Origin of the sequence: Myxococcus sp. CA039A, from assembly GCF_013336645.1 — a bacterium.
In the GTDB taxonomy this organism is placed as follows: Bacteria; Myxococcota; Myxococcia; order Myxococcales; family Myxococcaceae; genus Myxococcus; species Myxococcus llanfairpwllgwyngyllgogerychwyrndrobwllllantysiliogogogochensis.
Genome location: NZ_JABUMQ010000081.1, coordinates 1 through 26670 on the forward strand (window position 1 = coordinate 1; position 26670 = coordinate 26670).

Annotated in this window: 17 protein-coding genes; 4 read left to right on the forward strand and 13 right to left on the reverse strand. The window is 68.6% G+C overall.

Features of this window, described 5'->3' with window-relative positions:
* The first annotated feature begins 44 nt into the window (after positions 1 to 44).
* The gene (locus tag HR086_RS15700) at positions 45 to 6683 is read left to right on the forward strand and encodes an amino acid adenylation domain-containing protein (RefSeq protein ID WP_373564308.1); all 6639 of its coding nucleotides are present in this window, start codon (positions 45 to 47) and stop codon (positions 6681 to 6683) included.
* A 232-nt stretch (positions 6684 to 6915) separates the two neighbouring features.
* Here the strand turns inward: HR086_RS15700 and HR086_RS15705 are convergent, their stop codons facing one another.
* Positions 6916 to 8172: an MFS transporter gene (locus tag HR086_RS15705; RefSeq protein WP_174466024.1), complete on the reverse strand. Its 1257-nt coding sequence runs from the start codon at positions 8170 to 8172 to the stop codon at positions 6916 to 6918.
* Between the two features lie 218 nt (positions 8173 to 8390).
* Between HR086_RS15705 and lysW the strand changes: the two genes are divergently transcribed.
* Positions 8391 to 8588: a lysine biosynthesis protein LysW gene (gene lysW / locus HR086_RS15710; RefSeq protein WP_141644957.1), complete on the forward strand. Its 198-nt coding sequence runs from the start codon at positions 8391 to 8393 to the stop codon at positions 8586 to 8588.
* A 13-nt stretch (positions 8589 to 8601) separates the two neighbouring features.
* Complete coding sequence (locus HR086_RS15715; RefSeq protein WP_141644958.1) at positions 8602 to 9465, forward strand: family 3 encapsulin nanocompartment shell protein; 864 nt, start codon at positions 8602 to 8604, stop codon at positions 9463 to 9465.
* Positions 9466 to 9540: 75 nt separating this feature from the next.
* Here the strand turns inward: HR086_RS15715 and HR086_RS15720 are convergent, their stop codons facing one another.
* On the reverse strand, positions 9541 to 10509 hold the full coding sequence (locus HR086_RS15720) for a cyclopropane-fatty-acyl-phospholipid synthase family protein (RefSeq protein ID WP_141644959.1): 969 nt from the start codon (positions 10507 to 10509) through the stop codon (positions 9541 to 9543).
* Between the two features lie 135 nt (positions 10510 to 10644).
* Positions 10645 to 11769, reverse strand: a complete 1125-nt coding sequence (locus HR086_RS15725; RefSeq protein ID WP_371745689.1) for a hypothetical protein — start codon at positions 11767 to 11769, stop codon at positions 10645 to 10647.
* Positions 11770 to 12029: 260 nt separating this feature from the next.
* Between HR086_RS15725 and HR086_RS15730 the strand changes: the two genes are divergently transcribed.
* Positions 12030 to 14051 (forward strand): hypothetical protein, encoded by a 2022-nt coding sequence (locus HR086_RS15730; protein ID WP_174466025.1) that lies wholly within the window; start codon positions 12030 to 12032, stop codon positions 14049 to 14051.
* 91 nt (positions 14052 to 14142) lie between these two features.
* Here HR086_RS15730 and HR086_RS15735 read toward each other — a convergent pair whose 3' ends face one another.
* The 10 genes from HR086_RS15735 to HR086_RS15780 form a co-directional block, all read right to left on the reverse strand.
* The gene (locus HR086_RS15735) at positions 14143 to 15549 is read right to left on the reverse strand and encodes an aldehyde dehydrogenase family protein (RefSeq protein ID WP_174455655.1); all 1407 of its coding nucleotides are present in this window, start codon (positions 15547 to 15549) and stop codon (positions 14143 to 14145) included.
* 30 nt (positions 15550 to 15579) lie between these two features.
* Positions 15580 to 17757 (reverse strand): 3-hydroxyacyl-CoA dehydrogenase NAD-binding domain-containing protein, encoded by a 2178-nt coding sequence (locus HR086_RS15740; protein WP_174466026.1) that lies wholly within the window; start codon positions 17755 to 17757, stop codon positions 15580 to 15582.
* Positions 17758 to 17799: 42 nt separating this feature from the next.
* Positions 17800 to 19011 (reverse strand): acetyl-CoA C-acetyltransferase, encoded by a 1212-nt coding sequence (locus HR086_RS15745; protein ID WP_141644963.1) that lies wholly within the window; start codon positions 19009 to 19011, stop codon positions 17800 to 17802.
* A 34-nt stretch (positions 19012 to 19045) separates the two neighbouring features.
* Positions 19046 to 20194 carry an acyl-CoA dehydrogenase family protein gene (locus tag HR086_RS15750; protein ID WP_174455653.1) on the reverse strand — a complete coding sequence of 383 codons (1149 nt, stop codon included), beginning with the start codon at positions 20192 to 20194 and terminating at the stop codon, positions 19046 to 19048.
* A 29-nt stretch (positions 20195 to 20223) separates the two neighbouring features.
* Positions 20224 to 21363, reverse strand: a complete 1140-nt coding sequence (locus HR086_RS15755) for an acyl-CoA dehydrogenase family protein (protein ID WP_174463598.1) — start codon at positions 21361 to 21363, stop codon at positions 20224 to 20226.
* 32 nt (positions 21364 to 21395) lie between these two features.
* Entirely contained in the window at positions 21396 to 23234 is a 1839-nt protein-coding gene (locus HR086_RS15760; RefSeq protein WP_174463599.1) for a long-chain fatty acid--CoA ligase, read from the reverse strand.
* Positions 23235 to 23283: 49 nt separating this feature from the next.
* Positions 23284 to 24111: an NAD(P)-dependent oxidoreductase gene (locus HR086_RS15765; RefSeq protein ID WP_174463600.1), complete on the reverse strand. Its 828-nt coding sequence runs from the start codon at positions 24109 to 24111 to the stop codon at positions 23284 to 23286.
* The gene (locus HR086_RS15770; RefSeq protein ID WP_174463601.1) at positions 24108 to 24794 is read right to left on the reverse strand and encodes a TetR/AcrR family transcriptional regulator; all 687 of its coding nucleotides are present in this window, start codon (positions 24792 to 24794) and stop codon (positions 24108 to 24110) included. The genes HR086_RS15765 and HR086_RS15770 overlap by 4 nt, the downstream gene beginning before the upstream one ends.
* A complete protein-coding gene (locus HR086_RS15775; RefSeq protein ID WP_174463602.1) occupies positions 24791 to 25633 on the reverse strand; it encodes an enoyl-CoA hydratase-related protein in 843 nt (280 codons plus the stop codon). The genes HR086_RS15770 and HR086_RS15775 overlap by 4 nt, the downstream gene beginning before the upstream one ends.
* A gap of 422 nt (positions 25634 to 26055) precedes the next feature.
* Positions 26056 to 26472: a peptidase inhibitor family I36 protein gene (locus HR086_RS15780; RefSeq protein WP_174466027.1), complete on the reverse strand. Its 417-nt coding sequence runs from the start codon at positions 26470 to 26472 to the stop codon at positions 26056 to 26058.
* Positions 26473 to 26670 lie beyond the last annotated feature (198 nt).

Here is a 26670-nt window from a genome sequence, read left to right on the forward strand (position 1 = left end):
GGGCGAGGGTGAGAGGGGAGACGGGGGCGGAGGGAGGCTTGGAGGTGCAGTACGCGGACTACGCGAGGTGGCAGCGGGAGTGGCTGAAGGGGGCGGTACTGGAGAAGCAGTTGGCGTGGTGGAAGGAGGAGCTGGCGGGAGCGCCGCTGGTGCTGGAGCTGCCGACGGACCGCCCGAGGCCCGCGGTGCGGACCTACCAAGGCGCACTGAAGCGGGTCGCGCTGCCAGCGGGGCTGGAAGGGGCGCTGCGCGAGCTGAGCCGGAAGGAGGGGGTGACGCTGTACATGACGCTGCTGGCGGGGTTCCAGGCGTTGCTCTCGCGCTACAGCGGACAGTCGGACGTGGTGGCGGGGACGCCGATCTCCGGGAGGAACTGGAGGCAGGTGGAGGCGCTGGTGGGGTTCTTCGTGAACACGCTGGTGCTGAGGACGCAGACGCAAGGGGCGAGCTTCCGGGAGCTGTTGAGGAGGGTGAGGCGCGCGTGCCTGGGAGCGTTCGCGCACCAGGACCTTCCGTTCGAGCAGCTGGTGGACGCGCTCCAGCCGAGTCGGGACTTGAGTCGCTCGCCACTCTTCCAGGTCATGTTCGTCATGCCTGGCACCTTGTCGCCACTCGACCTGGACGGCGTTCAGGTGGAGGACCTCGACTTCGAGCCCGGCGTGTCGAAGTTCGACCTGACGTTGTTCGCGTGGGAGACGCCTCGCGGGTTGGTGACGTACTGGGAATACAACACGGACCTCTTCGACGAGGAGACGGTGTCGCGCATGGCGGGCCACTACGGCCGGCTGCTGAGCGCGGCGGTGGAGACCTCGGAACGACAGGTCTCGGAGCTCCCTCTGCTCGGAGACTCCGAGCGACAGCGCTTGCTGGTCGACTGGGGCTCGCGCCAGGACTCCACCTATGTGCCGGGGCTGATGCACCAATGGGTGGAGGCCCAGGTCTCGCGAACGCCTGATGCGGAGGCCGTCACGGACGGCACACGCTCGCTGACCTATGCGGAGCTGGACGCGCGCGCGAACCAGCTCGCGCACCACCTGGTGGCGCTCGGGGTTCCTCCCAATGGCTCGGTGGGTTTGTGCCTGGACCGGAGCGGACTGGAGATGCCGGTGGCGGTGCTCGCCACCTTGAAGGCGGGCGCGGCGTTCCTTCCATTGGACCCGACCTGGCCCGTCGAGCGACTGGCGCTCATGCTGGAGGATACGCGTGCGCCCGTGGTGCTGGCGCAGTCGCACCTCGTCGCCGCGCTGCCGCCGAACACCGGCGCTCGCATTGTCTGCCTGGAAGACGAAGGCCCCGCCATCGCCCGGCGACCCACGACGACTCCGCGTGTCGACGTCTCCCCGGAGACACACTGCTACTTCGTCTACACCTCGGGCAGCACGGGGCGACCGAAGGGCATCGTCATGTCCCACCGCGCGGTGGGCAACATGCTAGGGTGGTTGCTGCGGCGCACGGTGAAGCCGGACGCCACCACGCTCCAGTTCGCTTCGCTCAACTTCGATGTCTCCTTCCAGGAGTTGTTCGGCACCTGGTGCCTGGGCGGGCGCGTCCTGCTCATCACCCCCGAGTTGCGCCGGGACCCCAGCGCGATGCTGCGGTATATGGTGCGTCACCGGGTGGAGCGACTGTTCCTGCCCTTCGTCGCGCTCCAGGCTGTGTGTGACGCGGCCGGTGCGGAGGATGTGTTGCCGCCGCTGACGGAGGTGGTGACAGCGGGCGAGCAGCTCCAGGTGACGCCCGCGCTGGTGGCCTTCTTCGAGCGGCTCCCGGGCTGCGTGCTGGAGAATCAGTACGGGCCCTCGGAGGCGCACGTCGTGACGGCCTGGAGGGCATCGGGCCCACCGTCGTCATGGCCCGCGCTGCCTCCCGTGGGAGAGCCCATCACCAACGTGCGGCTCTATGTGCTGGATGCGAAGGGCGAGCCCTGTCCCCTCGGTGTCCCAGGGGAAGTGGGCGTCGCCGGTGCCAGCCTCGCGCATGGCTACCACGGCCGTCCGGACCTGACCGCGGACCGCTTCCTTCCGGACACGCTCGGCGCCGCATCAGGCGAGCGCTATTACCGCACGGGGGACAGGGCCCGCTGGCTCGCGGATGGGAACCTGGAGTTCCTCGGCCGCCTGGACGGCCAGGTGAAGCTGCGCGGGTTCCGCATCGAGCTGGGCGAAGTGGAGGTGGTGTTGCGAGCCCTCCCTGGTGTGCGAGACGCGGTGGCTGTCGTCCGCGAGGACGTGCCGGGAGATCGGCGGCTCGTGGGCTACGCCGTCTTCCAGGAAGGCCAGCGGCTCGAACCCTCCGAGCTGCGCACGCAACTGCAGGCGAAGCTGCCCGAGTACATGGTGCCGTCGGCCTTCGTGTCTCTGCCCACGCTTCCGCTGGCGCCGACGGGAAAGGTGGACCGCAAGGCCCTGCCCGTGCCGCGTGCGGAGGAAGCTCGGGGTGGCTACATGGCGCCGCGCACCGCGATGGAGCGTGTGGTCGCGGAGGTCTTCGGCCCGTTGCTCGGACTGGAGCGTGTGGGCGTCGAGGCCCACTTCTTCGAGCTGGGAGGACACTCGCTGCTCGCGACGCAGGCGGTGTCGCGCTTGAAGGAAGTCATCGGTCGCGAACTCCCTGTCCGGGTGCTGTTCGAGTCCCCCACGGTGGCCCAGCTCGCGGAGCATCTGGAAGACGTGCTGGAGGATGCGAGGGGCGCGGCACCGCCGCCATTGGTGCGAGGACTTCCGAGTGCCGTGGCGGAGCAGTCCTTCGCGCAGCAGCGGTTGTGGTTCCTCTCCCAGCTCGATGCCGAGGGGTTCTCCTACAACATGCCTTTCGCGGTGAGGCTGACGGGGCCTCTGCACGTGAAGGCGCTGGAGGACGCGTTCCGCGAGGTGGCGAGGCGACACGAGTCACTGCGGACGACGTTCGGCGAAGTGGACGGCCGGCCGGTGCAGCGAATCCACGAGGTGGTGGAGTTCATCCTGCGCGTGGAGGAGGTGAAGGAAGGGGAGGTGCTGGCGCGAGTGGAGGAGGAGGCGCGCGGGCCGTTCGACCTGGAGCGAGGGCCGCTGCTGAGGGCGAAGGTGCTGAAGGTGGGGGAGGCGGAGCACGTGTTGGTGTGGGTGGTGCATCACATCGTGTTCGACGGGTGGTCGGTGGGAGTGCTGGAGAGGGAGCTGAGCGAAGCGTACGAGGCCAAGATGAGAGGGACGGCCGTCGACGAACGGCGCCCGGAGGTGCGGTACGCGGACTACGCGAGGTGGCAGCGAGAGTGGCTGAAGGGGGAGGTACTGGAGAAGCAGCTGACGTGGTGGAAGCAGCAGCTCGCAGGCGCGCCGCCCGTGTTGGAGCTGCCCACCGACAGGCCACGGCCCGCCATGCAGTCATTCAACGGGGGCCATCTCGCGGTGCGACTGCCCCCGGAGCTGGCGGGGGCGCTGCGCGAGCTGAGCCTGAAGGAAGGGGTGACGCTGTACATGACGCTGCTGGCGGGATTCCAGGCGTTGCTCTCGCGCTACAGCGGACAGACGGACGTGGTGGTGGGGACGCCCATCTCCGGGAGGAACTGGAGGCAGGTGGAGGCGCTGGTGGGGTTCTTCGTGAACACGCTGGTGCTGAGGACGCAGACGCAAGGGGCGAGCTTCCGGGAGTTGTTGAGGAGGGTGCGGCGCGCGTGCCTGGGAGCGTTCGCGCATCAGGACCTTCCGTTCGAGCAGTTGGTGGACGCGCTCCAGCCGAGCCGGGACCTGAGTCGCTCGCCACTCTTCCAGGTCATGTTTGTCATGCCTGGGCCCACGGCTCCGCTGGCCCTGTCCGGCCTCGCCGTGGAGGAGCTGAGCTTCGAGCCGGGCATGGCGAAGTTCGACCTCACGCTCTTCGTGCGCGAGCTCCCTCAGTCGCTCGTGACGTACTGGGAATACAACACGGACCTCTTCGACGAGGAGACGGTGTCTCGGATGGCGGGCCACTACACGCGACTGCTCCAGGCCGCGCTCTCCCAGCCAGGACAGGACGTGGAGGCGCTGCCGTTGCTGGGGGAGGCCGAGCGACGCCGCTTGCTGGTCGATTGGAACGCCACCGAGGCGCCTCGGTCCTCGGCGTCCTGTGTGAATGCGCTCTTCGAGGCGCACGCCGCGCGCACGCCCGATGCGGTCGCTGTCCGCTTTGGCGAACACGCGCTCACCTATGGCGAGCTGAACCGGCAGGCGAACCGACTCGCGCGATTCCTCCGCCGGGGTGGTGTGGGCGCTGACGTTCCGGTGGCCCTGTGTGTCCGACGTTCGCTCGACCTGGCTGTGGGAGTGCTCGGAGTCCTCAAGGCGGGCGGCGCGTATGTCCCGCTGGACCCCTCCTATCCACGGGAGCGCCTGGAGTGGATGCTCCGCTCCTCGGGTGCCACATGGTTGCTCACGCAGTCCACGCTCTCCGACGTGTTGCCGGACGGCGTGGCGCGCAGGCTCGACCTCGACACGGAGGCGGCGCGTTTCGCGGAGGAGCGCTCGGCGGACCTGGAGCCGCTGGCGGGCCCGGAGTCGCTCGCCTACGTCATCTACACCTCGGGCTCCACCGGTACGCCCAAGGGGGTGGCCATGCCTCACGGGCCTCTGCTCAATCTCGTGCAGTGGCAGCTCGGCGCGTCCACGCTTCCCAGGGGGAGGACGCTCCAGTTCTCCCCGCTGAGCTTCGACGTGAGCTTCCAGGAGCTGTTCTCCACCTGGGCGGCGGGAGGGGAGCTGGTGCTCATCACCGAGGACCTGCGCCTGGATGCGCACGCCCTGCTGGAGCTGATGGACCGGTGTGAAGTCGAGCGCCTCTTCCTGCCCTTCGTCGCGCTCCAGAACCTGGCGGAGGTGGCGGACCGCGAAGACTTCGTGCCGCGACGGCTCCGCGAAATCGTGACGGCGGGAGAACAGCTTCGGGTGACGCCGGCCCTGCGTCGCTTCGCGCGGAGATTGCCCGGGTGTGTCCTGCACAATCACTACGGGCCCACGGAGTCGCACGTGGTGACGGCGCACACGCTGGCCGGCGACCCCGAGTCATGGCCCGACCTGCCCTCCATCGGACGCCCCATCGCGAACGCCCGGGTCCATCTGCTGGACGCGCGACAGGCACCTGTTCCCCTCGGTGTTCCCGGGGAGATGTACCTCGGAGGTGACGCGCTGGCGCGTGGCTATCTCCACCGGCCGGACCTGACGCTGGAGCGTTTCGTTCCGGACCCGCTCGACCTCTCTCCCGGTGCGCGGCTGTACCGCACGGGTGACTTCGCGCGGTATCGGCAGGACGGGACGCTCGAGTTCCTCGGTCGACGCGACGCGCAGGTGAAGGTGCGTGGCTATCGCATCGAGCTGGCCGAAATCGAAGCGGTGCTCGCGCGCCACCCGGCGCTGAAGGACTGCGTGGTGGAGGCGCGCGCGGATGGCTCGGGCCTCACGCGACTGGTGGCCTATGTCGTGGGCGCGGAGGGCGGTCCGCCAGCGGCCCCTGCGCTGCGGAGCTTCCTCAAGCAACGACTGCCCGAGTACATGGTGCCCGGCCACTTCGTGCCGTTGGATTCGCTGCCGCTCACGCCCAGCGGCAAGGTGAACCGCCGCGCGCTGCCTGCTCCGGAGGGAGAGGTGGCTGCCCGCTTGGTGGAGCGAGTCCCGCCGCGAACGTCGCTGGAGCTTCAGCTTGTCCGTGCATGGGAGGAAACGCTGGGCTTGCATCCCGTGGGCATCCGCGAGGACTTCTTCGAGCTGGGTGGGCACTCGTTGTTGGCCGTGCGGCTGCTCGGGCGGATTCGCGGGCTGACGGGGCGGTCGCTTCCGGTGGCGACCTTGTTCCAGGGCGCGACGGTGGAGCGTATCGCGGGCCTGTTGCACCAGGACCAGGGGCCGACGTCGTCGCTGGTGGAGCTGCGGAGCGGAAGGACGAAGCGGCCCTTCTTCTGCATCCACCCCGTGGGCGGAACGGTCCTCGCGTACGCGGAGCTCGCGCACCTGTTGGGGCCCGACCAGCCCTTCTACGGCTTGCAGGCACCGGGGCTTGACGGAGAGGCGCCGACCCTCGACAGCGTGGAGTCCCTGGCGGCCCACTACCTGCGCGCCGTTCGCACTGTCCAGCCTCGTGGGCCCTACCTGCTCGGTGGATGGTCCTTGGGCGGCACGCTCGCGTTCGAACTGGCGCAGCAACTTCAGGAGCAGGGCGAACAGGTGGACCTGCTGGTGCTCATCGACACCTATGCGCGAGCCCATCCCGGAGGTGCGGTGGACCGGGAGTGGCTGGAGCCCACGAGGTTGGGCGCGCTCTTCTTCAGGGACCTGCTGCGCGCGGCGGGCGCGGACCTTCCGTGCTCCGAGGCCGCGCTTTCACAGCTCGCTCCGGAGGAAGCACTGCATCTCCTGGAAGAGGCCGGTCGCAAGGCGGCGGCCCTGCCCGAGTCGGGCCTCAGCGCGCTGCGCGAGGTGTTCGAGTCGAATCTCCGGGCTGCCTGGCGGTATGTGCCCCGGCCGTACACCGGCACGTTGCTCTCCATCGAGTCGGGCGAGTCGCCCCGTGCTCACGAATGGGAGCTGCTGGCGAGGGGCGGCGTGGAGGTCCACACGCTGCCCGGAGACCACTACGCGCTGCTGCGGCTTCCGGGAGTGCAGCAACTCGCCACAATTCTGCGCGACGCGCTCGCGCGAGCCCAGGCGAAGACCCAGCCCCGGAGTGTGTCCGCATGAGCCGCGCTCAGGTCGAAGGACGTGGCGAGCGAGACCTCCCTCGAAGCGAGCCGACCCCGGAGTGTGTCCGCATGAGCCACGCTCAGTGCGAAGGACGTGGCGAGCGAAGCCTCCCTCAAAGCGCGCCGACCCTGGAGGGTGTCCGCTTGAGCCGCGCTCAGCGCGAAGGACTTGGCAATCGAGACCTCCATCGAAGCGAGCGGACCTCGGAGCATGGCCGCATGCCCCGCACTCAGGTCGAAGGAGGAGGCAATCGCGCCTCCAGTGACGCGAGTCTCCCGGGCAGCAGGACGCGAACGCCCAGGGCCAGCGCGAAGAAGAGCAGTGCCGCGCATGCGGTGACGGCGCGCAGTCCCAGTCGGTCTCCCAGCGCTCCCTGCAACCACACCCCGCCCGAGTACCCGAGGTTCAGGACCAGATTGAACAGGCCGCTCACGCGCACCTGGAGCTCCGCGCTGGCGCGACCCTGGCACAGCGTCCTCAATCCCCCCACGGCAAGCAGATACAACGCGCCGAGGATGAAGAGCGAGACACCCGCGAAGGCCACGGTCGGCGACAGCCAGTACGTGGCGGCCACGGGCCCCAGCAGGAGCAGCGTCCTTTCCAGCAGAGGACCGCGTCCCCAACGCTCGGCCAGTGTCCCCGCCAGTACGGCGGCGGTGACCGCTCCCACGCCCTGCACGGTCGTGAGCAGCGACGCCGTGGCCGCGTCTCCATGGAGCACCCGCAGCGCGAGCACCGGCACCAGCGCGATGAAGGGAGAGATGAGCGCGGCCACCCCCAGCGTGCCACCCAGCGCCGCGGCGATGCCCACGTCCTCACGCGCCGCGAGCAGCCCGCGCTTCACGCCACTCCACAGGCCCTCACCGGGCCTCGTGCTCCCTCGACTCACCGGCCCCATCCACGCCAGCGCCACCAGCACGGCCACGAAGGAAATCGTGTTGATGAGAAATGCCCACGCCACGCCGCCTCGCGTGAGGACGATGGCCGCGAGCGCCGGGCCGAAGATGCGCCCCAGGTTGGCCTGCGCCAGGTCCAGACTGAGGCCGCTGTGAAGCTGCTCGGGCGGGAGAATCACGGCCGTCATCGCCGAGAAGACCGGCAGGGTCAGCGCGCTCATGCAGCCGTGCAGGACGCAGAGGATGGCCAGGGGCGTGAGCGTGAGCTGCCCCATGGCGGCCAGCGCCGCGAGCGCCCCGGCTATCAGCGCCTGACCCAGCGTGCACACCGCCAGATACGCGCGCCGGTCAAACCGGTCCGCCAGTGTTCCCGCGAGCGGGACGAGGACGATGGACGGCAGGAACGCCAGCGCGGTGATGCGGCCCATCCACTCCGCGCGCCCCGTCGTCTCCGTCACGTAGATGCCCAGCGCGACCAGCTCCATCCACGTCCCCAACGTGGAGATGAGCCCACCCCACCAGACCTTCACGTAGGCTGGGTGGCTGAAGGCTCGAAACGACGGATGACTCGAAAGTCGCCGAATGGACATGGGACGTGGCGACAGTGGAGCACAGAAATCCTTCGTGCCGAGACAGCTGAGAAATGCCACCTTGCTGCACTCGCGCGCCTTTCGTGGCTTGTCTTGACGAGGGCGGAGAAGGCTCCCAGACTGCACGCGCCTGGGACTCAGGGAGGGTGTGAAACATCGCGCCCCATGAACCCGTTGCCGTCAGCGACAGCGACGGCGGTTGAAGAAGGAGCAAGGGCATGCATGCACTGACGAAGCAGTCGGAAGCGACCGGGCAGGCTCTGTGTCCCACGTGTTCTCAGCCCATCGATGGTGAGGGCCGTGTGCAGGGCGAAGTCCTCACGTGCTCGGGGTGTGACGGCGAGCTGGAGGTGGTGGGCCTCAACCCACTGCGGCTCGAAGAGGCACCCGAGGTAGAGGAGGACTGGGGCGAGTAGGCCCGAGGTCGACATGAGCGCGAACGAGACAGTGGAGCAGCCCGTTCTCTCCCCCGGAAAGCTCTTCGCCCAGGCGGTCGCCACGCAGGGTGCGAAGGCCTCGGTGGATTTCTCTCACACCATCACCGAGGCCTTCCCGGGCTTCAAGCGACGGCCGCGCATCGCGGTGCGTGCCCTGTTCAAGGTCGCGAAGGCGGACGGCGCCAAGGTGAAGTACTGGCACGAGACGCCTCCCCAGACGGCGCCGACGGTGGCGGTGGAGGACGTGGGCCTGCGCCCCGAGGCCGCCTTCGAGTTCCACACGGACCTGGCGACGCTCAAGCCGACGACGGCCTGGATTCAAGTGCCCCCGGCGCTGCTCGACGACCCGGAGACGCTGGCGACCTTCATCGACTTCCGGCTGCTGGTGCGGCTGTGCACGGCGGAGAACCAGGCCCTCGCTCGCGGACGCGGAGGAGACCGCGTGCGCGGGCTCCTGGAGACGCCGGGGATTGCCCGCCTCCCCGCACGCTCGGACCCTGTCTCCTCGCTGCTGGCCGCGTGTGACAGGGTCGAGCAGATGGGCGGCAGCGCCGACGGAATCCTCGTCAACCCCGCGGACTACTACCGGTACTTCGTGGGACGCGGCGGACTGCTGGCGGACCTGACGAGCATGGGCGTGCGCATCGCTCGGGCGCGCATGGTGGACCCCGGGCAGGTCATCGTCGGGGACTTCACCGCGGCGGCCACCATCTTCGACAGCGGTCGCTCCTCCATCCGCTTCGCGGAGGCGCCCCCGGGAATCTTCCCGCGAGAGGGCCTGGCGGTTTGCGGCGAGATTCACACCGCGCTCGTCGTCCACCTGCCGACGCACTTCTACGTCGCCTCGTTCGTCTGACGGACGTCGGGCCGGAGCGCGGCCACACCGTCCGGAGTCACTCGATTCCGGACGGCGGCGGCCGACATGCTCGGCTCAGGGCTTCTCCGCGTAGACCACCGCGTACTCGTCGCAGTTGAACAGCGTGAGCCATTGGAGTTGCTCGAACTCCATCTGCCGCGCGCGTCGCACGTCCTCGCGGACCTTGGCGACGGTGACACTGCCGGGCTGTCGCTCGGCGGCCGTCATCCCTCGCAGCGCGGCCAGCGCGGTGTTGACCGCCGGGTAGACATCCGACGCGATGGAGTCCAACCGGGCCAGCTGGAAGCCCGCGTGTCGCAGCTCGGAGACATAGCGCTGCGTCGTCCAGACGTTGGCCTCGGGAAAGGCAATCCGGCCTCGCCAGTAGCGGTGACGCAGGCGGCGACGCAGCCCCGCGCCCGACTCGCGGTCCGTCTTCTGACACATGTCCGCCATGACCAACCGGCCTCCCGGGCGCAGCACCCGGAATGCCTCGCGCAGGAAGTCGCCGCGCGTCCGGAAGTGCATCGCGGACTCCAGGGCGAAGACGACGTCGAACTCGCCCGCGCCGAAGGGCAGCTGCGTCGCCGAGCCCAATTCCAGCTTCACGACGCCGTCCAGCCCGGTGAGCCTGAGGCGCTCTCGTCCGATGTCGACCTGCTTGGGCGTGACGTTGACGCCGACGATGCGCGCGGGGCGATACGTCTCCGCCCAGAGGATGTCCTGGTCCGCATAGCCGAAGCCGCAGTCCAGCACCGAGTCGCGCTCGCCCAGCCGCGCCGTGCGGGCGAGCAGGTGCGCCATCTGCGCCTGGGCCGCCATGAACAGCTCTCCCACGCGCTCGCAGTTCGTCTCGTCCACCCGCTCCACGTCACGCCAGTAGCCCAGGTTGATCCAGAACGGCTCCCGTCCGGTGCTGACGCGAATCTCTTGTGGCGTTGGAAGCCCCGTCACCCAGGCGCCCGTCTCGTTCGTATAGAAGCGCTCAGGGTCCGCCAGCACCGCGCTCTTGAGTTGCCTTGCGACCTGCATGACGTTGAACATCGCGAGCCTCCCCGACAGCGATGTTGGCATCATGGCGCGGAATGCAGGGATTGAGGAGCTGTCAGGACACATAAATGCCAAAGGCAAGCGTGGGGATAGGTCTGGCAAGGTGGGAGGAATTGACGCCCCGCGTGCTCATGTCGGACCCAGCGGGTCTCCGGACGGGCCGCTCCTGGCGCGCAGGCCAGGGCCCAGTTCGAAGATGAGGCCGAACTGGACCAGGCTCACCGGCTCCAGGAAGAGGATGTTGAGGTAGTCCTGTCCGTGCACGTACCGGACGAACGCGCCGAAGCCCGCGCCCCAGCGGGGGAGGGCGGCGGCTTCCACGTTGAAGGTCCACCGCTGGCCAGGTGTCTCTCCAAAGGGGCCGTTGACGTTGCCCTCCACGCGGAAGCGGTGCTCGAACCACAGCCGCTCCACCAGGAGGCCAAAGCCGACATGGCCATCGCCATACACTTCGCGCATCTCCGGGGTGATGCCGCCGAAGGCGAGTGAGGAATTGCGTTCGATGAAGGCCCCCACGCCGAAGCTCCAGGCGGAGCGACGGGCCAGGTCGATGTTCTCGATGAGCCGGAACTGGGCTTCCAGCCGGATGAAGTTGGTGGAGAAGTCGCCGCTGGTCTCATTGAGTGGCAGCTCGCCCTCGACGGACGCGCAGCCTCCCTCGGCCTCGCTCTGGTTGGCGTAGAAGCACCCCGCCTGGCCATTGGAGTAATGCCCCACCGAGACGTTGATGAACGACAAGGCCATTCGCCTGGGTTTGCCCTGGTCATCCAGCCAGGGCTTCCACAAGTGCGCCGCCTGGAGCGTCAGCTTGGGCATGAAGGACGGCGGAATGACGGGGCTGGACTCCTGCGCCAGCATGCGCAGCCGGATGTTCGGCGTCACCACCGCGCTCAGGATGTACTCACCCAGCGTGGGGGTGGCGTGGCCGATGTGGAGCTGGGGCAGGAAGAGATTGGGTGCGACCTGGGCCTCGAACACCAGGTGCGAGGGCTCCGGGTCTCCCACCCGGCGGATCCGATTGGGCGAGAAGAAGACGTAGGAGCGGTCCAGCCCGACGTTGAACGGCGCGTCCAGTTCGAAGCGTGAGCTCGCCTCCGCTCCCGGCGTCAGGCCCAGCAGGATGAGCAGCCAGACCCAGCGCCGCCACGACGGGATGCTCCCGGTGGAAGGAGGCCTCGCGGCGTCGGCGCTCCGGGAGGACCCGGTTTCCAGCGAGGGGAGGACAGGGGGCGAGGAGCGAGCGTCGAGGTGCACGGAGGTCTTCCCCGGTGAGGGGGCGGTGTGACCTCATTGATACGACGGACTTCAGATATTCCGCAACACGGAATATCTCGCTGGCGGATGATGAGTTTGTGATTGAGGCTGAAGTGGGGCGGCCCTGCCTTGAGGCGACAGGTCGTCAAAAACCCCCCAATCCCGGATTCGCTGACGCGCTGCGTATTGTGCGCCTTCACTCCGGGGCCTAAGTATCGCGCTGTTGTCAGAGTGCCAATAAGTAGTGGAGGGCTGCGCGCATGCGACTGCACCGAAGTCGTCAGTGGGCTTTTTCGAGTTCCTTGCTCCTGGCCCTGGTCGTCACCCGGGCGGAGGCCGCGGACCCGCCGTTGTTGGATGTGACGGCCAACCGCTCTCCGTTCGGGGCGGCGTGCCAGGGTCAGCCGGATTCCACGCCGTTGCCGGTGGACCCCCGAACCCTCGTTGTCCCGGGCATCAACAAGCCGGGGGCCGCGGTGCAGTTCAACGCGTACTGGGTGGACCTGCACAACCCGCCGCCGCCGTTCGTGACGACGCTGGCGCCAAACCCGACGAACTGTGGAGAGTTCCGCGCGAGCGTCGCCCGCGGAAAGAAGAACATCGAGACGCGGGCGTACTTCCAGCCCTTCTCGACGGCGACCGCGTACTACGGCATGTACACGCTGTGGGGATATCTGTTCCGCCCCTCGGACTTCGACGAGCAGGTCATCAAGCGCTACGGGATGTCGAAGGCCCCGTTCCGCAATCCCTATCCGATGCCCTGGGAGAACCCCAACCTCACCAACGGCGGCAGCGGTCAGCTCCCGCTCGGCCTGGTGCAGGAGCGCGACTCCAACGGCCGCTGGACGGGCGCCATCGCCTCCACCTGCTCGGGCTGCCATGACTCGCGGCTGGGCACCGAGTCGGAAGCCGGCTTCGTGTGGGGCCGCTCCAACGACGCCCTGGACGCGGGCCTCATCCAGTCCGACATGTTCCGCTCCACCGTGGTGGGCAACATCTTCCAGATTGCCCCCGTGCCCTGGAGCGTGGGCCGAGGCATGAGCGACGCCATTGGCATCGTCGACCTGCTGCCCGCGCTCTTCGACATGGACTCGCTGGCGATGGTGCCCAGCCTGCTCGAGTACTTCCCCACCCATGCCGGTGGCATGTCCCGCGCTCCCAACTGGTGGTACCGCGCGTTCAAGACGCGCCAGTTCTGGGATGGCGCGCTGACGTCGGACAACGTCCGCTCGGAGATGGCGTTCGCCGTCGCCAACCTGGGGCGCAACGCGGCCGAGCGCCGCGCGCTGACCGCCGAGTTCGAGGACAACGACAACTTCTTCGTCTCGATGTCGCCCCCCGCCTACCCGAAGGCCATCAACACCGCGCTGGCCGAGCAGGGCGCGGTCCTCTTCCACGAGCGTGACTTGTGGGCCAATGGCGCCAACGCCACCATTCCGAAGACTCCGGGCAACGGCTCCTGTGCGAGCTGCCACGGCGTCTACTCGCCGCGCTACGCGGTCAACCCCGCGTACCTGCCCGACCCGCGCCTCAAGGGCATCTCCGGCGTCATCACCCCCATTGAAACCATCCGCACGGACCCGGCCCGCAAGGATTTGATGGCGGACGAGCGCAAGCGCAGGGCGTGGAACACGTCCTTCCTCGCCTACAACGACGAGCACCCCAACCACGGCCCGTTCTACGACGACCCCATCAGCAGCGCCCTGCGCCGGGTGCCGCGCGCCGCGTATGACAACGGCATGGGGCCCGTGTACTCGCCCGAGGGGCCCAACGCGTGGATCAAGCCGTTCGGCTACGTGGCCACGCCGCTCTACGGTGCGTGGGCCTCCGCCCCGTACTTCCACAACTCCAGCGTGCCCACGCTCTGGGACGTGCTGAAGCCGTCGGACCGTCCCAAGGTGTGGAAGCGCCAGCAGACCTCCACCAACAACCTGGGCACCAACGCGGGCTTCGACCCGAGCCACGCCTCATACGACTTCAACAAGCTCGGCTGGAAGGTGACGGCGCTGGCCTGTGGAGATCGCCCGGCCAATGACCCCTTCATCCCGTGCAGCCATGAGATGGCCACGCTGGACGTGCTGTTCGCCAACATCGCGAACGTCGTCGCCAACTACAACTCGCTGGCATACCAGTCGCCGCCGCCCATCACCCAGAAGCAGATTCGCTCCCGCATGATCTTCAACTCGCACCTGTACGGGCTCGGCAACCAGGGCCACGACTTCACCCAGTCGCTCACCGACAGCGAGCGCTGGGCCCTCATCGAGTACATGAAGACGCTCTGAAAACGACTCACCCGTGACGGGCCTTTCAGCCTGTCACGGGTGGGCGGTGAAGCACGGCGGCCCTCCGGGAGGACACCCCCGGGGGCCGTGGCTACATCAGGCGCTTGAAGAGGCCGAGCTTGCCCACGTACGGCGGGTAGCGCATGGCCAGGTCCAGCAGGAAGGGCCGCTTCACGACGCTCTTCTTGTGGCTGAAGGCATCGAAGCTCGCCTGGCCGTGGTAGCCGCCCACGCCGGACTCTCCCACGCCGCCGAAGGGCAGGCCCTCCGCCGCGAAGTGGACGCAGACGTCGTTGACCACGGCGCCGCCGCTCGACGTCTCCGTGAGGACCCGCTCGTTGACGGCCGAGTCCTTGGCGAAGCTGTAGAGGGCGAGCGGCTTGGGCCGCGAGCGCACGAAGCGGATGGCCTCGTCGATGCTCGGGCAGTCCACCAGCGGGAGGAGGGGACCAAAAATCTCGTCCTGCATCAGCGGACTGGACAGGGGGACGTCGGTGATGACGGTGGGCGCGAAGAAGCGTGAGGACGCCTCGCGCTCGCCGCCGAAGACCACCTTCCCGTGCCCCGCGAGCGCGGAGACCCGCTCGAAGTGCCGGGGGTTGATGATGCGGCCGTAGTCATTGCTGGTGCGCGCGTCGGCGCCGTAGAAGCCGGTGACGGCCTTCTGGACCAGCGCGGTGAAGCGCTCCTTGAGCTCGGGCGGGATGAGCACGTAGTCCGGAGCGATGCACGTCTGGCCCGCGTTGAGGTACTTGCCCCAGGCGATGCGGCGCGCGGTGACCTCCAGGTCCGCGCTCCGGTCCACGATGCAGGGGCTCTTGCCGCCCAGCTCCAGGACGGTGGGCGTCAGGTGTTTGGCCGCGGCTTCGGCCACCACCCGGCCCACCTGGGTGCCGCCGGTGAAGAAGATGAGGTCCCACCGCTCCGCGAGCAGGGCGCGGCTGGTCTCCGCGTCCCCCTCCACGACGGCGACGACTTCTTCCGGAAACGCCTCCGACAGCAGCCGGGAGAGCACGCTCGACGTGGCAGGGGCCAGCTCGCTGGGCTTGAGCACGGCGGTGCAGCCCGCGGCGAGCGCCCCGATGAGCGGCGCTATCGACAGCTGATAGGGGTAGTTCCAGGGCGCGATGACCAGCGTCACGCCGAGCGGGTCCGAGTACTGATAGGCCCGCGCCGGCTGGATGACGATGGGTGCCGAGCCCCTGCGGGGCTTCATCCACGACTTCACGTGCTTGAGCGCGCTCTTGATCTCCCCGTAGATGCTGCCGACCTCGGTGAGATACGCCTCCTCCGCGCTCTTGTTCAGGTCCGACTTGAGGGCGGAGAGAATCTCCGCCTCGTACTTGCGCACCGTCTGGCCCAGGGTCTCCAACTGCGCCCGCCGCCACGCGAGCGGGAGCGTGACGCGGGATTCAAAGTAGGCACGCTGCTTTTCGACGAGCGCCTTCGCATCGAACGAAGACGGGACAGCGGCGAGGCGGGTGGAACCCTGGGCCATGGGACTTCTCCTTGCGTGAGATTCGCGCGGCTACTTCAGGAACTCGCCCCGCTCGGCCTTTTCGACGAGCGACGCGGGCGGCAGGAAGTGCTTCCCGTAGCGCTGCGCGAGCTCGCGAGCGCGGGTGACGAAGCCACGCGGACCCGTGCCAGCGGGGCCCTCGTAGCCGTTGATGAACTGGGCCACGCCGCCCGTCCAGGCCGGGAAGCCGATGCCCAGGATGGAGCCGATGTTGGCGTCCGCCGCCGAGCGCAGCACGCCTTCATCGAAGCAGCGCACCGTGTCGATGGCCTCCGCGAACAGCATGCGCTCCTTCATGTCCTCGAAGGGGATGGTGTGGCCCGGCTTGGTGTAGTGCTGGGCGAGCCCCGGCCACAGGTTCGCGCGCTTGCCGTCCACGTAGTCGTAGAAGCCCGACCCGGTGGAGCGGCCCTTGCGCCCGTGCTTGTCGATGAGCGCGTCCACCACGGCGTAGCTGCCGTGCTCCACCCACGTCTGGCCCGCGGCCTCCGCGGCCGCCTTCGTCTCCAGGCGAATCTTGCGCGGCAGGGTCAGCGTGAGCTCGTCCATCAGCGCCAGGGGCGCCGCGGGGTAGCCCGCCTGCAGGCCCGCCTGTTCAATCGACGCCGGGGAGATGCCCTCGCCCACCATGGCGATGGCCTCGTTGAGGAACGTGCCGATGACGCGGCTGGTGAAGAAGCCCCGGCTGTCGTTGACGACGATGGGCGTCTTGCCAATCTGCACCGCGATGTCGATGGCCTTCGCCAGCGTCGCGTCGCTCGTCTTCTTGCCGGCGATGAGCTCCAGCAGCGGCATCTTGTCCACGGGGGAGAAGAAGTGCATGCCCACGAAGTCCTCCGTGCGCTTCACGCCCTCCGCCAGCAGGGTGATGGGGAGCGTGGACGTGTTGGACGCCAGCACCGCGTCGGGGGCCACGACGTCCTGCACCTCCTGGAAGACCTTGTGCTTGAGCTCCACGCCCTCGAACACGGCCTCGATGACCAGGTCGCAGCCCTTGAGCGCGGCGGGGTCCGCCGTCGGGGTGATTCGCGCCAGGAGCGCGTCGCCCTTCTCCTTGGTGGACTTGCCCTTCTGGACGGCCTTCTCCACGAGCTTCACGGAGTACTGCTTGCCCTTCTCCGCGGACTCCTGGCTCACGTCCTTGAGCACCACGTCGATGCCCGCCTTGGCGCAGACGTAGGCGATGCCCGCGCCCATCATCCCGGCGCCGAGGATGCCGACCTTCTTTGCCGTGTGCTGCGGGTAGCCCTTGGGCCGGCCGCCACCGGAGTTGATGTGCTGCATGTCGAAGAAGAACGCCTGAATCATGTTCTTCGCGACCTGGCCGGTGGCCAGCTCGGTGAAGTAGCGCGACTCGATGGTGAACGCGGTGTCGATGTCCACCTGCGTGCCTTCCACGGCCACCGCCATGATGGCGCGCGGCGCGGGCATGTTCGCGCCCTTGATCTGCTTGCGCAGGTTGGCGGGGAAGGCGGGCAGGTTCGCCGCGAGGCCGGGGTTGGACGGCGTGCCGCCCGGAATCTTGTAGCCCTTCGCGTCCCACGGCTGCTGCGCCGTCGGGTTTGCCTTGATCCACGCCTTGGCCGCGGGCAGCAGCGCCTCCACGGAGTCCACCACCTCGTGCACCAGGCCCACCTCCTTGGCCTCCTGCGGGCGGTAGCGCTGGCCCTGGAGCAGCACCTTCATCAGCGCGTCCACGATGCCCAGCATGCGCACCGTGCGCACCACGCCGCCGCCACCGGGCAACAGGCCCAGCGTGACTTCCGGCAGGCCCACCTGCGCGCCCTTCACGTCCGCGACGATGCGGCGGTGACAGGCCAGGGCAATCTCCAGCCCTCCGCCCAGCGCCGCGCCGTTGATGGCGGCGACCACGGGCTTGCCCAGGGTCTCCAGCGTGCGCAGGTGCGCCTTGATTTCCTGGCCGAACTCGAACGCCTGCTTCGCGTCCTCCTTGCGGATGCGCTGCAGGTCGTTCAGGTCGCCGCCGGCGAAGAAGGTCTTCTTGGCGGAGGTGAGGATGACGCCGGTGATGTCGGCCTTCTCCTTGGCCAGCCGGTCCACCGTCGCGCGCATGGACTTCATGTACGCGGCGTTCATGGTGTTGGCGGACTGGTTGGGGTCATCCAGCGTCAAGATGACGATGCCGTCGGCATCCTTGTCCCAGCGGATGGTGTTCTGCTCGCTCATGGGGTTCGCTCGAATCTTGTCGAAAGGTGAGTCAAAGGGGGTTCAGACGCGCTCGATGAGGGTGGCCACGCCCATGCCACCGCCGACGCACAGGGTGATGACGGCGCGGCGCGCCTTGCGGCGCTCCAGCTCGTCCACCATGGTGCCGAGGATCATCGCGCCCGTGGCGCCCAGCGGGTGGCCCATGGCGATGGAGCCACCGTTGACGTTGAGCTTGTCGCTCGGGATGCCCAAATCCTTCTGGTACTTGAGCACCACGGAGGCGAAGGCCTCGTTGAGCTCGAACAGGTCGATGTCCTTCACGGACAGGCCCGCCAGGTCGAGCAGCTTGCGCGTGGCCGGCAGGGGGCCGGTGAGCATGATGGTCGGGTCCGCGCCGGACGTCGCCACGGAGGCGATGCGCGCGCGCGGCGTCAGGCCCAGCTCCTTGCCCACCTTCTCCGAGCCGATGAGCACCAGGGCCGCGCCGTCCACGATGCCGGAGGAGTTGCCCGGGGTGTGCACGTGCTCGATGCGCTCCACCTCGTGGTACTTCTGCAGCGCCACCGCGTCGAAGCCGCCCATCTCACCGATGCCGACGAAGGACGCGTTGAGCTGGCCGAGCGAGGCCACCGTGGACTCCGGCCGCATGTGCTCGTCGCGGTCCAGGATGGTGAGGCCGTTCTGGTCCGTGACGGGGATGACGGAGTTCTTGAAGTAGCCGCCGGCCCAGGCCTTGGCGGCGCGCTCCTGCGACTGCGCGGCGTAGCGGTCCACGTCCTCGCGGGTGAAGCCTTCAATCGTCGCGATGAGGTCCGCGGAGATGCCCTGCGGCACGAAGTACGTGTCGTAGTTGGTGGCCGGGTCCATGGCCCAGGCGCCGCCGTCGGAGCCCATGGGCACGCGCGACATGCTCTCCACGCCGCCCGCGATGACCAGCTGCTCCCAGCCCGAGCGCACCTGCTGCGCGGCCATGTTCACCGCCGTCAGGCCGGAGGCACAGAAGCGGTTGAGCTGCACGCCGCCCACCGTCTCCGGCAGCCCCGCCGCGAGCACCAGCGTGCGGGCGATGTCCGCGCCCTGGTCTCCCACGGGCGAGACGATGCCGAGCACCACGTCGTCGATGCGCTTGGGGTCCAGGTTCGGGTGGCGCTTCTTGAGCGCGTCCACCAGCCCGACGAGCAGCGACAGCGGCTTGGTGCCGTGCAGCGCGCCTTTCTTGCCCTTGCCGCGAGGAGTACGGACCGCGTCGAAGATGAATGCTTCCTGGCTCACCGGGAGCCTCCTTGGGATTTGGTGTGGGAGTGGGCTACAGCGAACGGGCGACGAGCTCTTTCATGACCTCGTTGGCGCCGGCGAAGATGCGCATGACGCGAGTATCCGCGAACAGGTGGGCGATGGGGTATTCCTTCATGTACCCATACCCTCCGAAAAGCTGAAGGCAACGGTCCGCGACGATACACGCCTGGTCCGTGAGCCAGTACTTGGCCATGGCCGCGGACGCCACGTCCAGTTCGCCCGCCAGGTGCCGCTCGATGCACTCGTCGAGGAACGCCCGGCCAACCCTCCGCAACGTCGCGCATTCCGCCAGTTCGAAGCGCGTGTTCTGCAGAGCGAAAAGCGGCTTACCGAACACCTGGCGCTGCTTGGTGTACTCGACGGTGAGGTCCACGGCCCGGTCGATGCTCGCCTGCGCGAGGATGGCGGTGCTCAGCCGCTCCTGGGGAAGCTGAGACATGAGCTGCGCGAAGCCCTTGCCCTCCTCGTCTCCGAGCAGGTTGACGGCGGGTACGCGCAGGTCGTCGAAGAACAGCTCCGTGGTGTCCTGGCCATGGCCGCCGAGCTTCTCGAGGATGCGGCCCCGCCCGAAGCCGGGCGTGGTGTCGGAGACCTCGGCGCACACCAGGGAGATGCCCGCATGGCCCTTCACGTCGCTGGTGCGCACCGCGATGATGAGGAAGTCACACACGCGGCCGTTGGAGATGAACGTCTTGGAGCCGCTCACCCGGTAGAAGTCTCCCTCACGCACGGCGCGGGTGGAGATGGCCTGCAGGTCGGAACCGGCGCCGGGCTCCGTCATCGCGATGGCGCCCACCCACTCGCCGCTGGCGAGCCTGGGCAGCCACTTCTGTTTCTGGGCTTCGGACGCGTACGCGAGCACGTAGTGCGCGACGATGGAGCAGTGCACGGCGAAGCCCATGGTCGGGTCTCCGGCGCGCACCTGCTCCTCGGTGAGCACCGCCTCGTGGGCGAACGTGCCACCGCCGCCGCCGTACGCCTCGGGGATGGACATGCACAAAAGGCCCAGCTCGCCCGCCCGGCGGTAGAGCGCCTTGTCCGGGTGGCCCTGGGCCACGTGCTTGGGGACGTTGGGGAGGACTTCCTTGGTGAAATAGGTGGCCGCCAGGCCACGCACCTGCTCGAGCTCGTCAGAGCTCCATCGAGGACGTGCCGTCATTGTCTGTCTCGCTCCGTCGTGAGTCGCTCTTACAGTCCGAACGTCTTGCCGATGATGTCGCGCTGGATTTCGCTGGTGCCGCCGAAGACGGTGGAGATGACCGTGGCGCGCAGGTGCGACTCCATGTCGTACTCGGTCGCGTAGCCGTAGCCGCCCATCATCTGAACACCCTCGAGCGCCACGCGCTTGGCGGTCTCCGTCGTCTTCAGCTTGGCCATGGACGCCTCGCGGGGAAGCATCCGGTCGGGCGCTTCGTCCGCCATCTGCGCCACGCGGTAGATGAGCAGCTCGCAGCACTCCAGCTCCGTGGCCAGGTCGGCGATGCGGTGCTTGAGCGCTTGAAAAGAGCCGATGGGCTTGCCGAACTGCTTGCGCTCCTTGACGTACGTGACGGCGTCGTCGAACGCGCGCCGGCCCCGGCCCAGCATGGACGCGGCGAGCAGGAGCCGCTCGCTGTTGAGGCCCGACATGAGCTGGGGCCAGGCCTGGTCCAGCCTGCCCACGACGGAGTCCTCCGGCAGGAAGCAGTCGGTGAAGAAGACGTCGTTGACCTCCTTGCCGTTGAGCGTGGGGATGCCGCGAATCTCCACGCCCGGCGTGCCCGTGGGGACGCAGAACATGGTGAGCCCCTCGTGCCGCGAGCCCGAGGACTGCGTGCGCGCGACGAGCAGCAGGTGGTCGGCGAAGTGCGCGTTGGAGCACCACGTCTTCTGCCCGTTGATGAGGAAGCCTCCGCTCGTGCGCGTCGCGCGGCAGGTGATGGCGGCGGCGTCCGAGCCCGCGTCGGGCTCGGAGATGGAGATGGCCTCCACGCGGCCCCGGGTGATGCCGGTGAGCACCTTCTCCTTCTGCGCGTCGCTGCCGAACTTCGCGTAGGGGCTCGCGGCGACGGCCGTGGTGATGTAGCCGCCGACGGGGGCGAGTCCGTACGAGGTGCGCTCGGCGAACAGGCACATCTCGGCCATGCCGCCGTCGGAGCCGCCGTACTTCGGGGAGATGCCCACGCCGAGCCAGCCCAGTTCGGCCATCTCGGCATACAGCCGCGGATTGTGGGCCTCGACGCCGTGCTGGGTCAGCGCGTCGCGCTGCGCGCGGGTGCCCGTCTTGGCGCGACAAAACGCGTCGATGGAAGCAGCGAAGGACGCTTGCTCCGGAGTTCTCGCATGCATGGGGACTCGTGAGGGAGGCGGCGGGTGGTGTGTCAGGCGTTCTCGTAGAACGTGGCGATGCGCTCCGCGTACTGCTTGAGAATCACGCGGCGCTTGAGCTTCAGCGTCGGTGTGAGTTCGCCCGTCGCGGGACCCCAGGCCTCCGTGACGACCTCGAAGCGCTTGACCTGTTCGGCGCGGGAGAGCCGGCCATTGATGGAGGCCACGAGCGCTTCCAGTTCGGAGCGGACCGCCGGCTCGCGGGTGAGCTCCAGGAGCGACTGGGGCGGCAGGCCCCGCGCCTTGGCCCACGTGGGCGCGACGTCCGCGTCCAGGCAGATGAGCGCCGTCACAAACGGCCAGCCGTCGCCAATGGCGATGGCCTGACCGACGAGCGGGTGGGCGCGCAGCATTCCCTCGATGCGGGACGGGGCGATGTTCTTCCCGCTCGAGGTGATGATGAGCTCCTTCTTGCGGTCGGTGATGGTGAGGTAGCCCTCGTCATCGACGGTGCCGATGTCGCCCGTGGCGAGCCAGCCGTCCGAGTCCGCCGGGCTCTCAATCCGCCCGTCCGCGCTCAGGTATCCCAGGAACAGCACGGGCCCTCGCACGAAGATTTCCCCGTCCGCCGCCAGCCGGACTTGAAGCCCGGGGATGGGGCGGCCCACCGCGCCCACGCGGAACTCCGAGGGCGTGTTGATGGTGGCGCAGCCCGTCGTCTCGCTCATGCCCCAGACCTCCAGCACCTTGATGCCGAAGCCGCCCAGGTACTCGAGCACCTCCACGGGGATGGGCGCCGAGCCGCTGCTCGCCCACGTCAGCGCGTCCAGGCCCAGCGTCGCGCGCAGGGGCTTGAGGACCTTCTCTTCCATCAGGGCGACCTTCTGCGCCAGCTCCGGCGGCACGCTCTTTCCGGAGCCCTCCAGCCGGAAGGCCTCCAGCGCCGTCGCGTGCGCGGCGAGGATGGCGTCGCGTCGGGGCGCCTCCAGCGTGGACAGCTTCGCCTTGAGGCCGCCGGCGAGCTTCTCCCAGACGCGTGGCACGCCGAAGAACGCGGGGGGCCGCACCTTGGCCATCAGCGGCACCACGCCCGCGGGGTCCGCGCAGATGTGTACGTGCATCGCCTTGTAGAGCAGGCGGTACAGGCCCAGCTCGCGCTCGGCGATGTGCGCCAGCGGCAGGTAGGCGATGGACGGCACCTGCATCGGCGTGGGCACCACGACGTCCACGGCGACGGCTTCATAGAAGGCGTTGCGGTGGCTGAGCACCACGCCCTTGGGGTCTCCGGTGGTGCCGGAGGTGTACATCATCGCGATGGGGTCCTCGGGGCGGATGCTCTGCCAGCTCTCCTCGAAGACCCTGGGGTCCTCCTGATGCAGCCGTCCTCCGTCGGCCTCCAACTGCGCGAAGGAGACGTAGCGGGCGTCGCCCGCGGGCACCGCCGCCGCGTCGATGACGATGACGCGCTTGAGCGCGAAGAGCGACTTGAGGATGGGCCGCCAGCGGGCGACCTCCTCCGCGCCCTCCAGCACCACGACGGTGGCCGCGCTGTGTTGGGCGACGTAGCCTACCTGCTCGCTGCTCAGCGTCTGGTACGCGGTACAGGGGATGGCGCCCAGGTGGACGGCGGCATAGTCGATGAGCCAGTGCTCGGGCCGGCTCGACATCATGATCATCATCCGCTCGCCGCGCTGGAGGCCGAGCGCGCCCAGCCCGCGAGACAGCGCGGCGGTGCGCGCACGCAACTGGACCCACGTGTGCGTGGAGTCACCGGCGCTGAGGGCGGGGGCGTCCGCGAACTCCTCCGCGTTGCGCTTGAGCAACAGCGGCAGGGTGAGCTTGTTCGCCAGGGATTGGCACTGCGCCTCCAGGTCTGCGAGCGACGTACCCATGGGCACCTCCAGCACTGCGATGGCCAACGACTCTCAGCGGACTTCCACTTCAAGGGTCGACGTACAGGTCCAACATCACGTCGGGGCCGCCGCCGTAGCGGCTGAAGTCGGTGATGCCTTCGGCGCGCAGGACGTCCTCATCGATGAACGTGTGCCCGGTGCAGTCACGGGGCCGGCGCTGGAGGATGGCCACGGCCGCGTCCGCCATGATTTCCGGCGCGCGGGCCCGCTGCATGGACGAGTCGCCCCCGAGCAGGTTCTTCACGGCGGCGGTGGCGATGAGCGTCCGGGGCCAGAGCGCGTTGGCGGCGATGCCGGCCTCGGCGAACTCCGCCGCCCACCCGAGCGTGAGCAGCGTCATGCCGTACTTGGCCATGGTGTACGCCGGGTGCTTGCCCAGCCAGTGCGGCGCCAGGTTGACGGGGGGCGACAGCGAGAGGATGTGCGGGTGAGGGGAGCGGTGCAGGTGCGGCAGCGCGGTGCGCGTCAGGAGGAACGTGCCCCGGACCTGAATCTGTTGCATCAGGTCGAAGCGCTTGAGCGGCAGTTCGTCTGTCTTCAGCGGCGCGAGCGCGCTCGCGTTGTTCACGCAGAAGTCGATGCCACCGAAGCGCGCCACGGCTTCGTCCACGGCGCGCTGCACGTCGGCCTCTTCGCGCACGTCGCCCACCACGGCGAGCGCATGGCCACCCGCGGCGCGGATTTCGTCCGCGGCCGTGTGCACGGTGCCCGGCAGCCGGGGGTCCGGCGTGTCGGTCTTCGCCAGGAGCACGACATTGGCGCCCAGCCGGCCCGCGGCGATGCCGATGGCCAGCCCGATTCCACGGCTTCCTCCGGACATCAGCAGCGTGCGTCCCGCGAGTGGTTTCTGGGTCATCCTTCGTCCTTTTCGCGCGGGGCTCCCGGCTTGACGGCGGGAGCGTCACCCCGCTCGGCGCGACCTGGGGGTGAGGTGAGTTCGGGGAGGACGTCGCGGACGATGGTGATGAGCGACTCGCTCAGGAGCAGGTGCGCCTCCTCGCGGGAGAGGGTGCCACCGCGAATCCACTCGCGGATGGTGGCCTTCACCATGCCTGCGTAGGAGCGCATCATCGCGCGATGCCGGACGTCGCTGCCGACCTCCACCTTCATGCCGAGGAACTCGAGCGTCTTCGCCGCGGCCACGTCGTCCGCCGCGGAGATGATGCGTTCGACCTCCGGGTCCGCGATGCTGCCGGCGCCGGTGACGGCGACGTACGTCTTTCCGTGCGTCGCCACCGTGTCCAGGTACCACTCGACGCTGCGCTCCACGCGTTGGCGCAGGGTTCCCGTCGGGCTGACTTTCTCTTCGAGGCCGGGCATGAGCAGCATCCTCTTCACGACCTTCAGGTAGAGGTCCCGCTTCTGCCCGAAGTAGTGGTTGAGCAGCCCCCGGGCGACGCCGGCTTCCTTGGCGATGTCCGTGGTGGAGACGTCCGCGTAGGGCCGCTCGCCGAACAGGCGCATCGCGCACTCGAGGATCTGCTCCCTGCGCGCGTCCGGTTCCAGTCGCTTCCAGCGAGGCGCGGGCGCGGGACTCATGACTCACGCTCCCGCCACGGAAGGAACGTGGGCAGGTCCTCCTCCACGGTGCGGGCGAAGGACGGCGGCCGCTTCTGGAGGAAGGCCATGACGCCCTCCATGGCATCCGGGCTCTGGCCCAGCGTCGCGATGAGCTGGCTGTCCAGCGCGAAGGCCTGCTCGGGGGAGGGCAGGGCGCTCATCCGGTAGAGGGATTGACGGATGACGGCCACGGACACGGGCGCGGTGGTCTCCACCAGCTCGCGCGCCAGCGTGTACGCGGCGTCCAGCACCGCGTCGGGCTCATGGAGCGAGCGCACCAGCCCCGCGCTCAGCGCCTCCTCGGCGGGGATGAGCCGGCCGCTCACCATCCAGTCGAGCGCGCGGCCCATGCCCACCAGCCGGGGCAGGAACCAGCTGGAGCCCGCCTCCGGATAGATGCCCCGCCGGCTGAACACGAAGCCGAAGCGGCTGTCCTTGGAGGCGAGGCGGAAGTCCGCCGGCAGCAACATGGTGGAGCCCACGCCCACCGCGGCGCCCCGCACGGCGGCGATGACCGGCTTTCGCAGCGCGAACAACTGGCGCGTCACGCGCGTCGCCGGCTCCACCCAGCCGTTCTCCGGAGGGGCGCTGTTGGCGACCTCGAACGACAGCCCGCTCAGGTCCGCCCCCACACAGAAGTCCTTGCCGGCCCCCGTGAGGACGACGACGCGCACGGCCTCATTGGCGTTCGCCTGGGACAGCGCGTCCGCCAGCTCGTCCGCCATGGTCACCGTGAAGCCATTGCGCGCTTCGGGTCGGTTCAGCTCGAGGGTGGCGATCCGATCCGCGACCGAGAACCGGATGTGTTGGTAGCTCATGGCTGGGGCCTCATTGCTCCTGTGACGGTGATGATGGGAACTTGTTGGCGGAGTGTCAACAACAAGAGGCCTGCGAAGTCCTGCATGCCTTTCGACGTGTTGCGTCATCCGGGAGGCTGTCCTTCGGGTGCGAAGAGGAGTCACGTGGGACCGAGCCTAGAGCCGGGCTGGGGCCAATGCACCTCCGCGGTGACTCGCGGCGAAGGACGGCGCCTCGCGGGGTGTCTGTCTATTCGGAGGTTCGGACGGGGGCGCGACGTGACGGAAGTCTCCGTGCGCGCCCCTCGCATCCTGGCGTGTGGTGTGGGCCGGCCGGCTCGATTTCGAGACCTGGCGCGGGAGGACTGGCACTGGAACGCTGGAGCCCACGCAGTGCGGGTGCGCCGCGAGCCGAGGGCGTGGCTCGCGGCGCGCCGGGTGACTCAGTAGACCCAGACGCTCTTGGGCGCGAAGTCGAGCGGGCTGACCTGCGCGCCCGGTTCAATCATCTGGGGATAACCCTCGCAGTTCTCGTGGGGGAACAGCGCCGCGGCCTCGTCGTTCGTGTTGATGGCGGAGACGGCCCGGTCCTCCCAGCCGTGCTCGGGCAGGCCCACGCACGTCCCCGCACCACCCGGCGGCCAGGCCATGACATTCCAGACGGCGCCGGTGAAGTCAGGCCCGTCGAACAGGCAGAGGACACCCGACCAGGGACACGCGGCGGTGTCCTCGGCCGAGGCCTCGGAGGGGGTCAGCAGCACCGTCGCCGCCGCGAGCCCGAGCACCAGGAAGGAGCCCAGGCCCAGCAGACCTGAGCGGATGAAACGACGGGGATTCCGGCCGAACGTGTGCGATTGCATGGGATTGTCTCCTCTGCCCGTCCCGGGCGCATGTGGCGTGGGAATGGTGGCATTGCGACGGGAGAGGTGCCCTGGAGACGGATTCCCCAGGGGCAGTTCATCCGCTGGCGGACTGTTTGCGTTCACATGTCGGGAGAAGTCCCGTGCGCCTGGAATGAGTGTCTTTGATTGGACGCTCGGGAGAAGGCACCGCGCGAG

What these genes read in the sequence shown, in the direction of transcription:
- HR086_RS15740 (WP_174466026.1), bottom strand. Translation starts at nt 17,757, where the DNA reads ATGAGCGAGCAGAACACCATCCGCTGGGACAAGGATGCCGACGGCATC.
- HR086_RS15775 (WP_174463602.1), bottom strand. Translation starts at nt 25,633, where the DNA reads ATGAGCTACCAACACATCCGGTTCTCGGTCGCGGATCGGATCGCCACC.
- HR086_RS15755 (WP_174463598.1), bottom strand. Translation starts at nt 21,363, where the DNA reads ATGCATGCGAGAACTCCGGAGCAAGCGTCCTTCGCTGCTTCCATCGAC.
- HR086_RS15770 (WP_174463601.1), bottom strand. Translation starts at nt 24,794, where the DNA reads ATGAGTCCCGCGCCCGCGCCTCGCTGGAAGCGACTGGAACCGGACGCG.
- HR086_RS15735 (WP_174455655.1), bottom strand. Translation starts at nt 15,549, where the DNA reads ATGGCCCAGGGTTCCACCCGCCTCGCCGCTGTCCCGTCTTCGTTCGAT.
- lysW (WP_141644957.1), top strand. Translation starts at nt 8,391, where the DNA reads ATGCATGCACTGACGAAGCAGTCGGAAGCGACCGGGCAGGCTCTGTGT.
- HR086_RS15765 (WP_174463600.1), bottom strand. Translation starts at nt 24,111, where the DNA reads ATGACCCAGAAACCACTCGCGGGACGCACGCTGCTGATGTCCGGAGGA.
- HR086_RS15780 (WP_174466027.1), bottom strand. Translation starts at nt 26,472, where the DNA reads ATGCAATCGCACACGTTCGGCCGGAATCCCCGTCGTTTCATCCGCTCA.
- HR086_RS15730 (WP_174466025.1), top strand. Translation starts at nt 12,030, where the DNA reads ATGCGACTGCACCGAAGTCGTCAGTGGGCTTTTTCGAGTTCCTTGCTC.
- HR086_RS15760 (WP_174463599.1), bottom strand. Translation starts at nt 23,234, where the DNA reads ATGGGTACGTCGCTCGCAGACCTGGAGGCGCAGTGCCAATCCCTGGCG.
- HR086_RS15750 (WP_174455653.1), bottom strand. Translation starts at nt 20,194, where the DNA reads ATGACGGCACGTCCTCGATGGAGCTCTGACGAGCTCGAGCAGGTGCGT.
- HR086_RS15715 (WP_141644958.1), top strand. Translation starts at nt 8,602, where the DNA reads ATGAGCGCGAACGAGACAGTGGAGCAGCCCGTTCTCTCCCCCGGAAAG.
- HR086_RS15720 (WP_141644959.1), bottom strand. Translation starts at nt 10,509, where the DNA reads ATGTTCAACGTCATGCAGGTCGCAAGGCAACTCAAGAGCGCGGTGCTG.
- HR086_RS15705 (WP_174466024.1), bottom strand. Translation starts at nt 8,172, where the DNA reads ATGTCCATTCGGCGACTTTCGAGTCATCCGTCGTTTCGAGCCTTCAGC.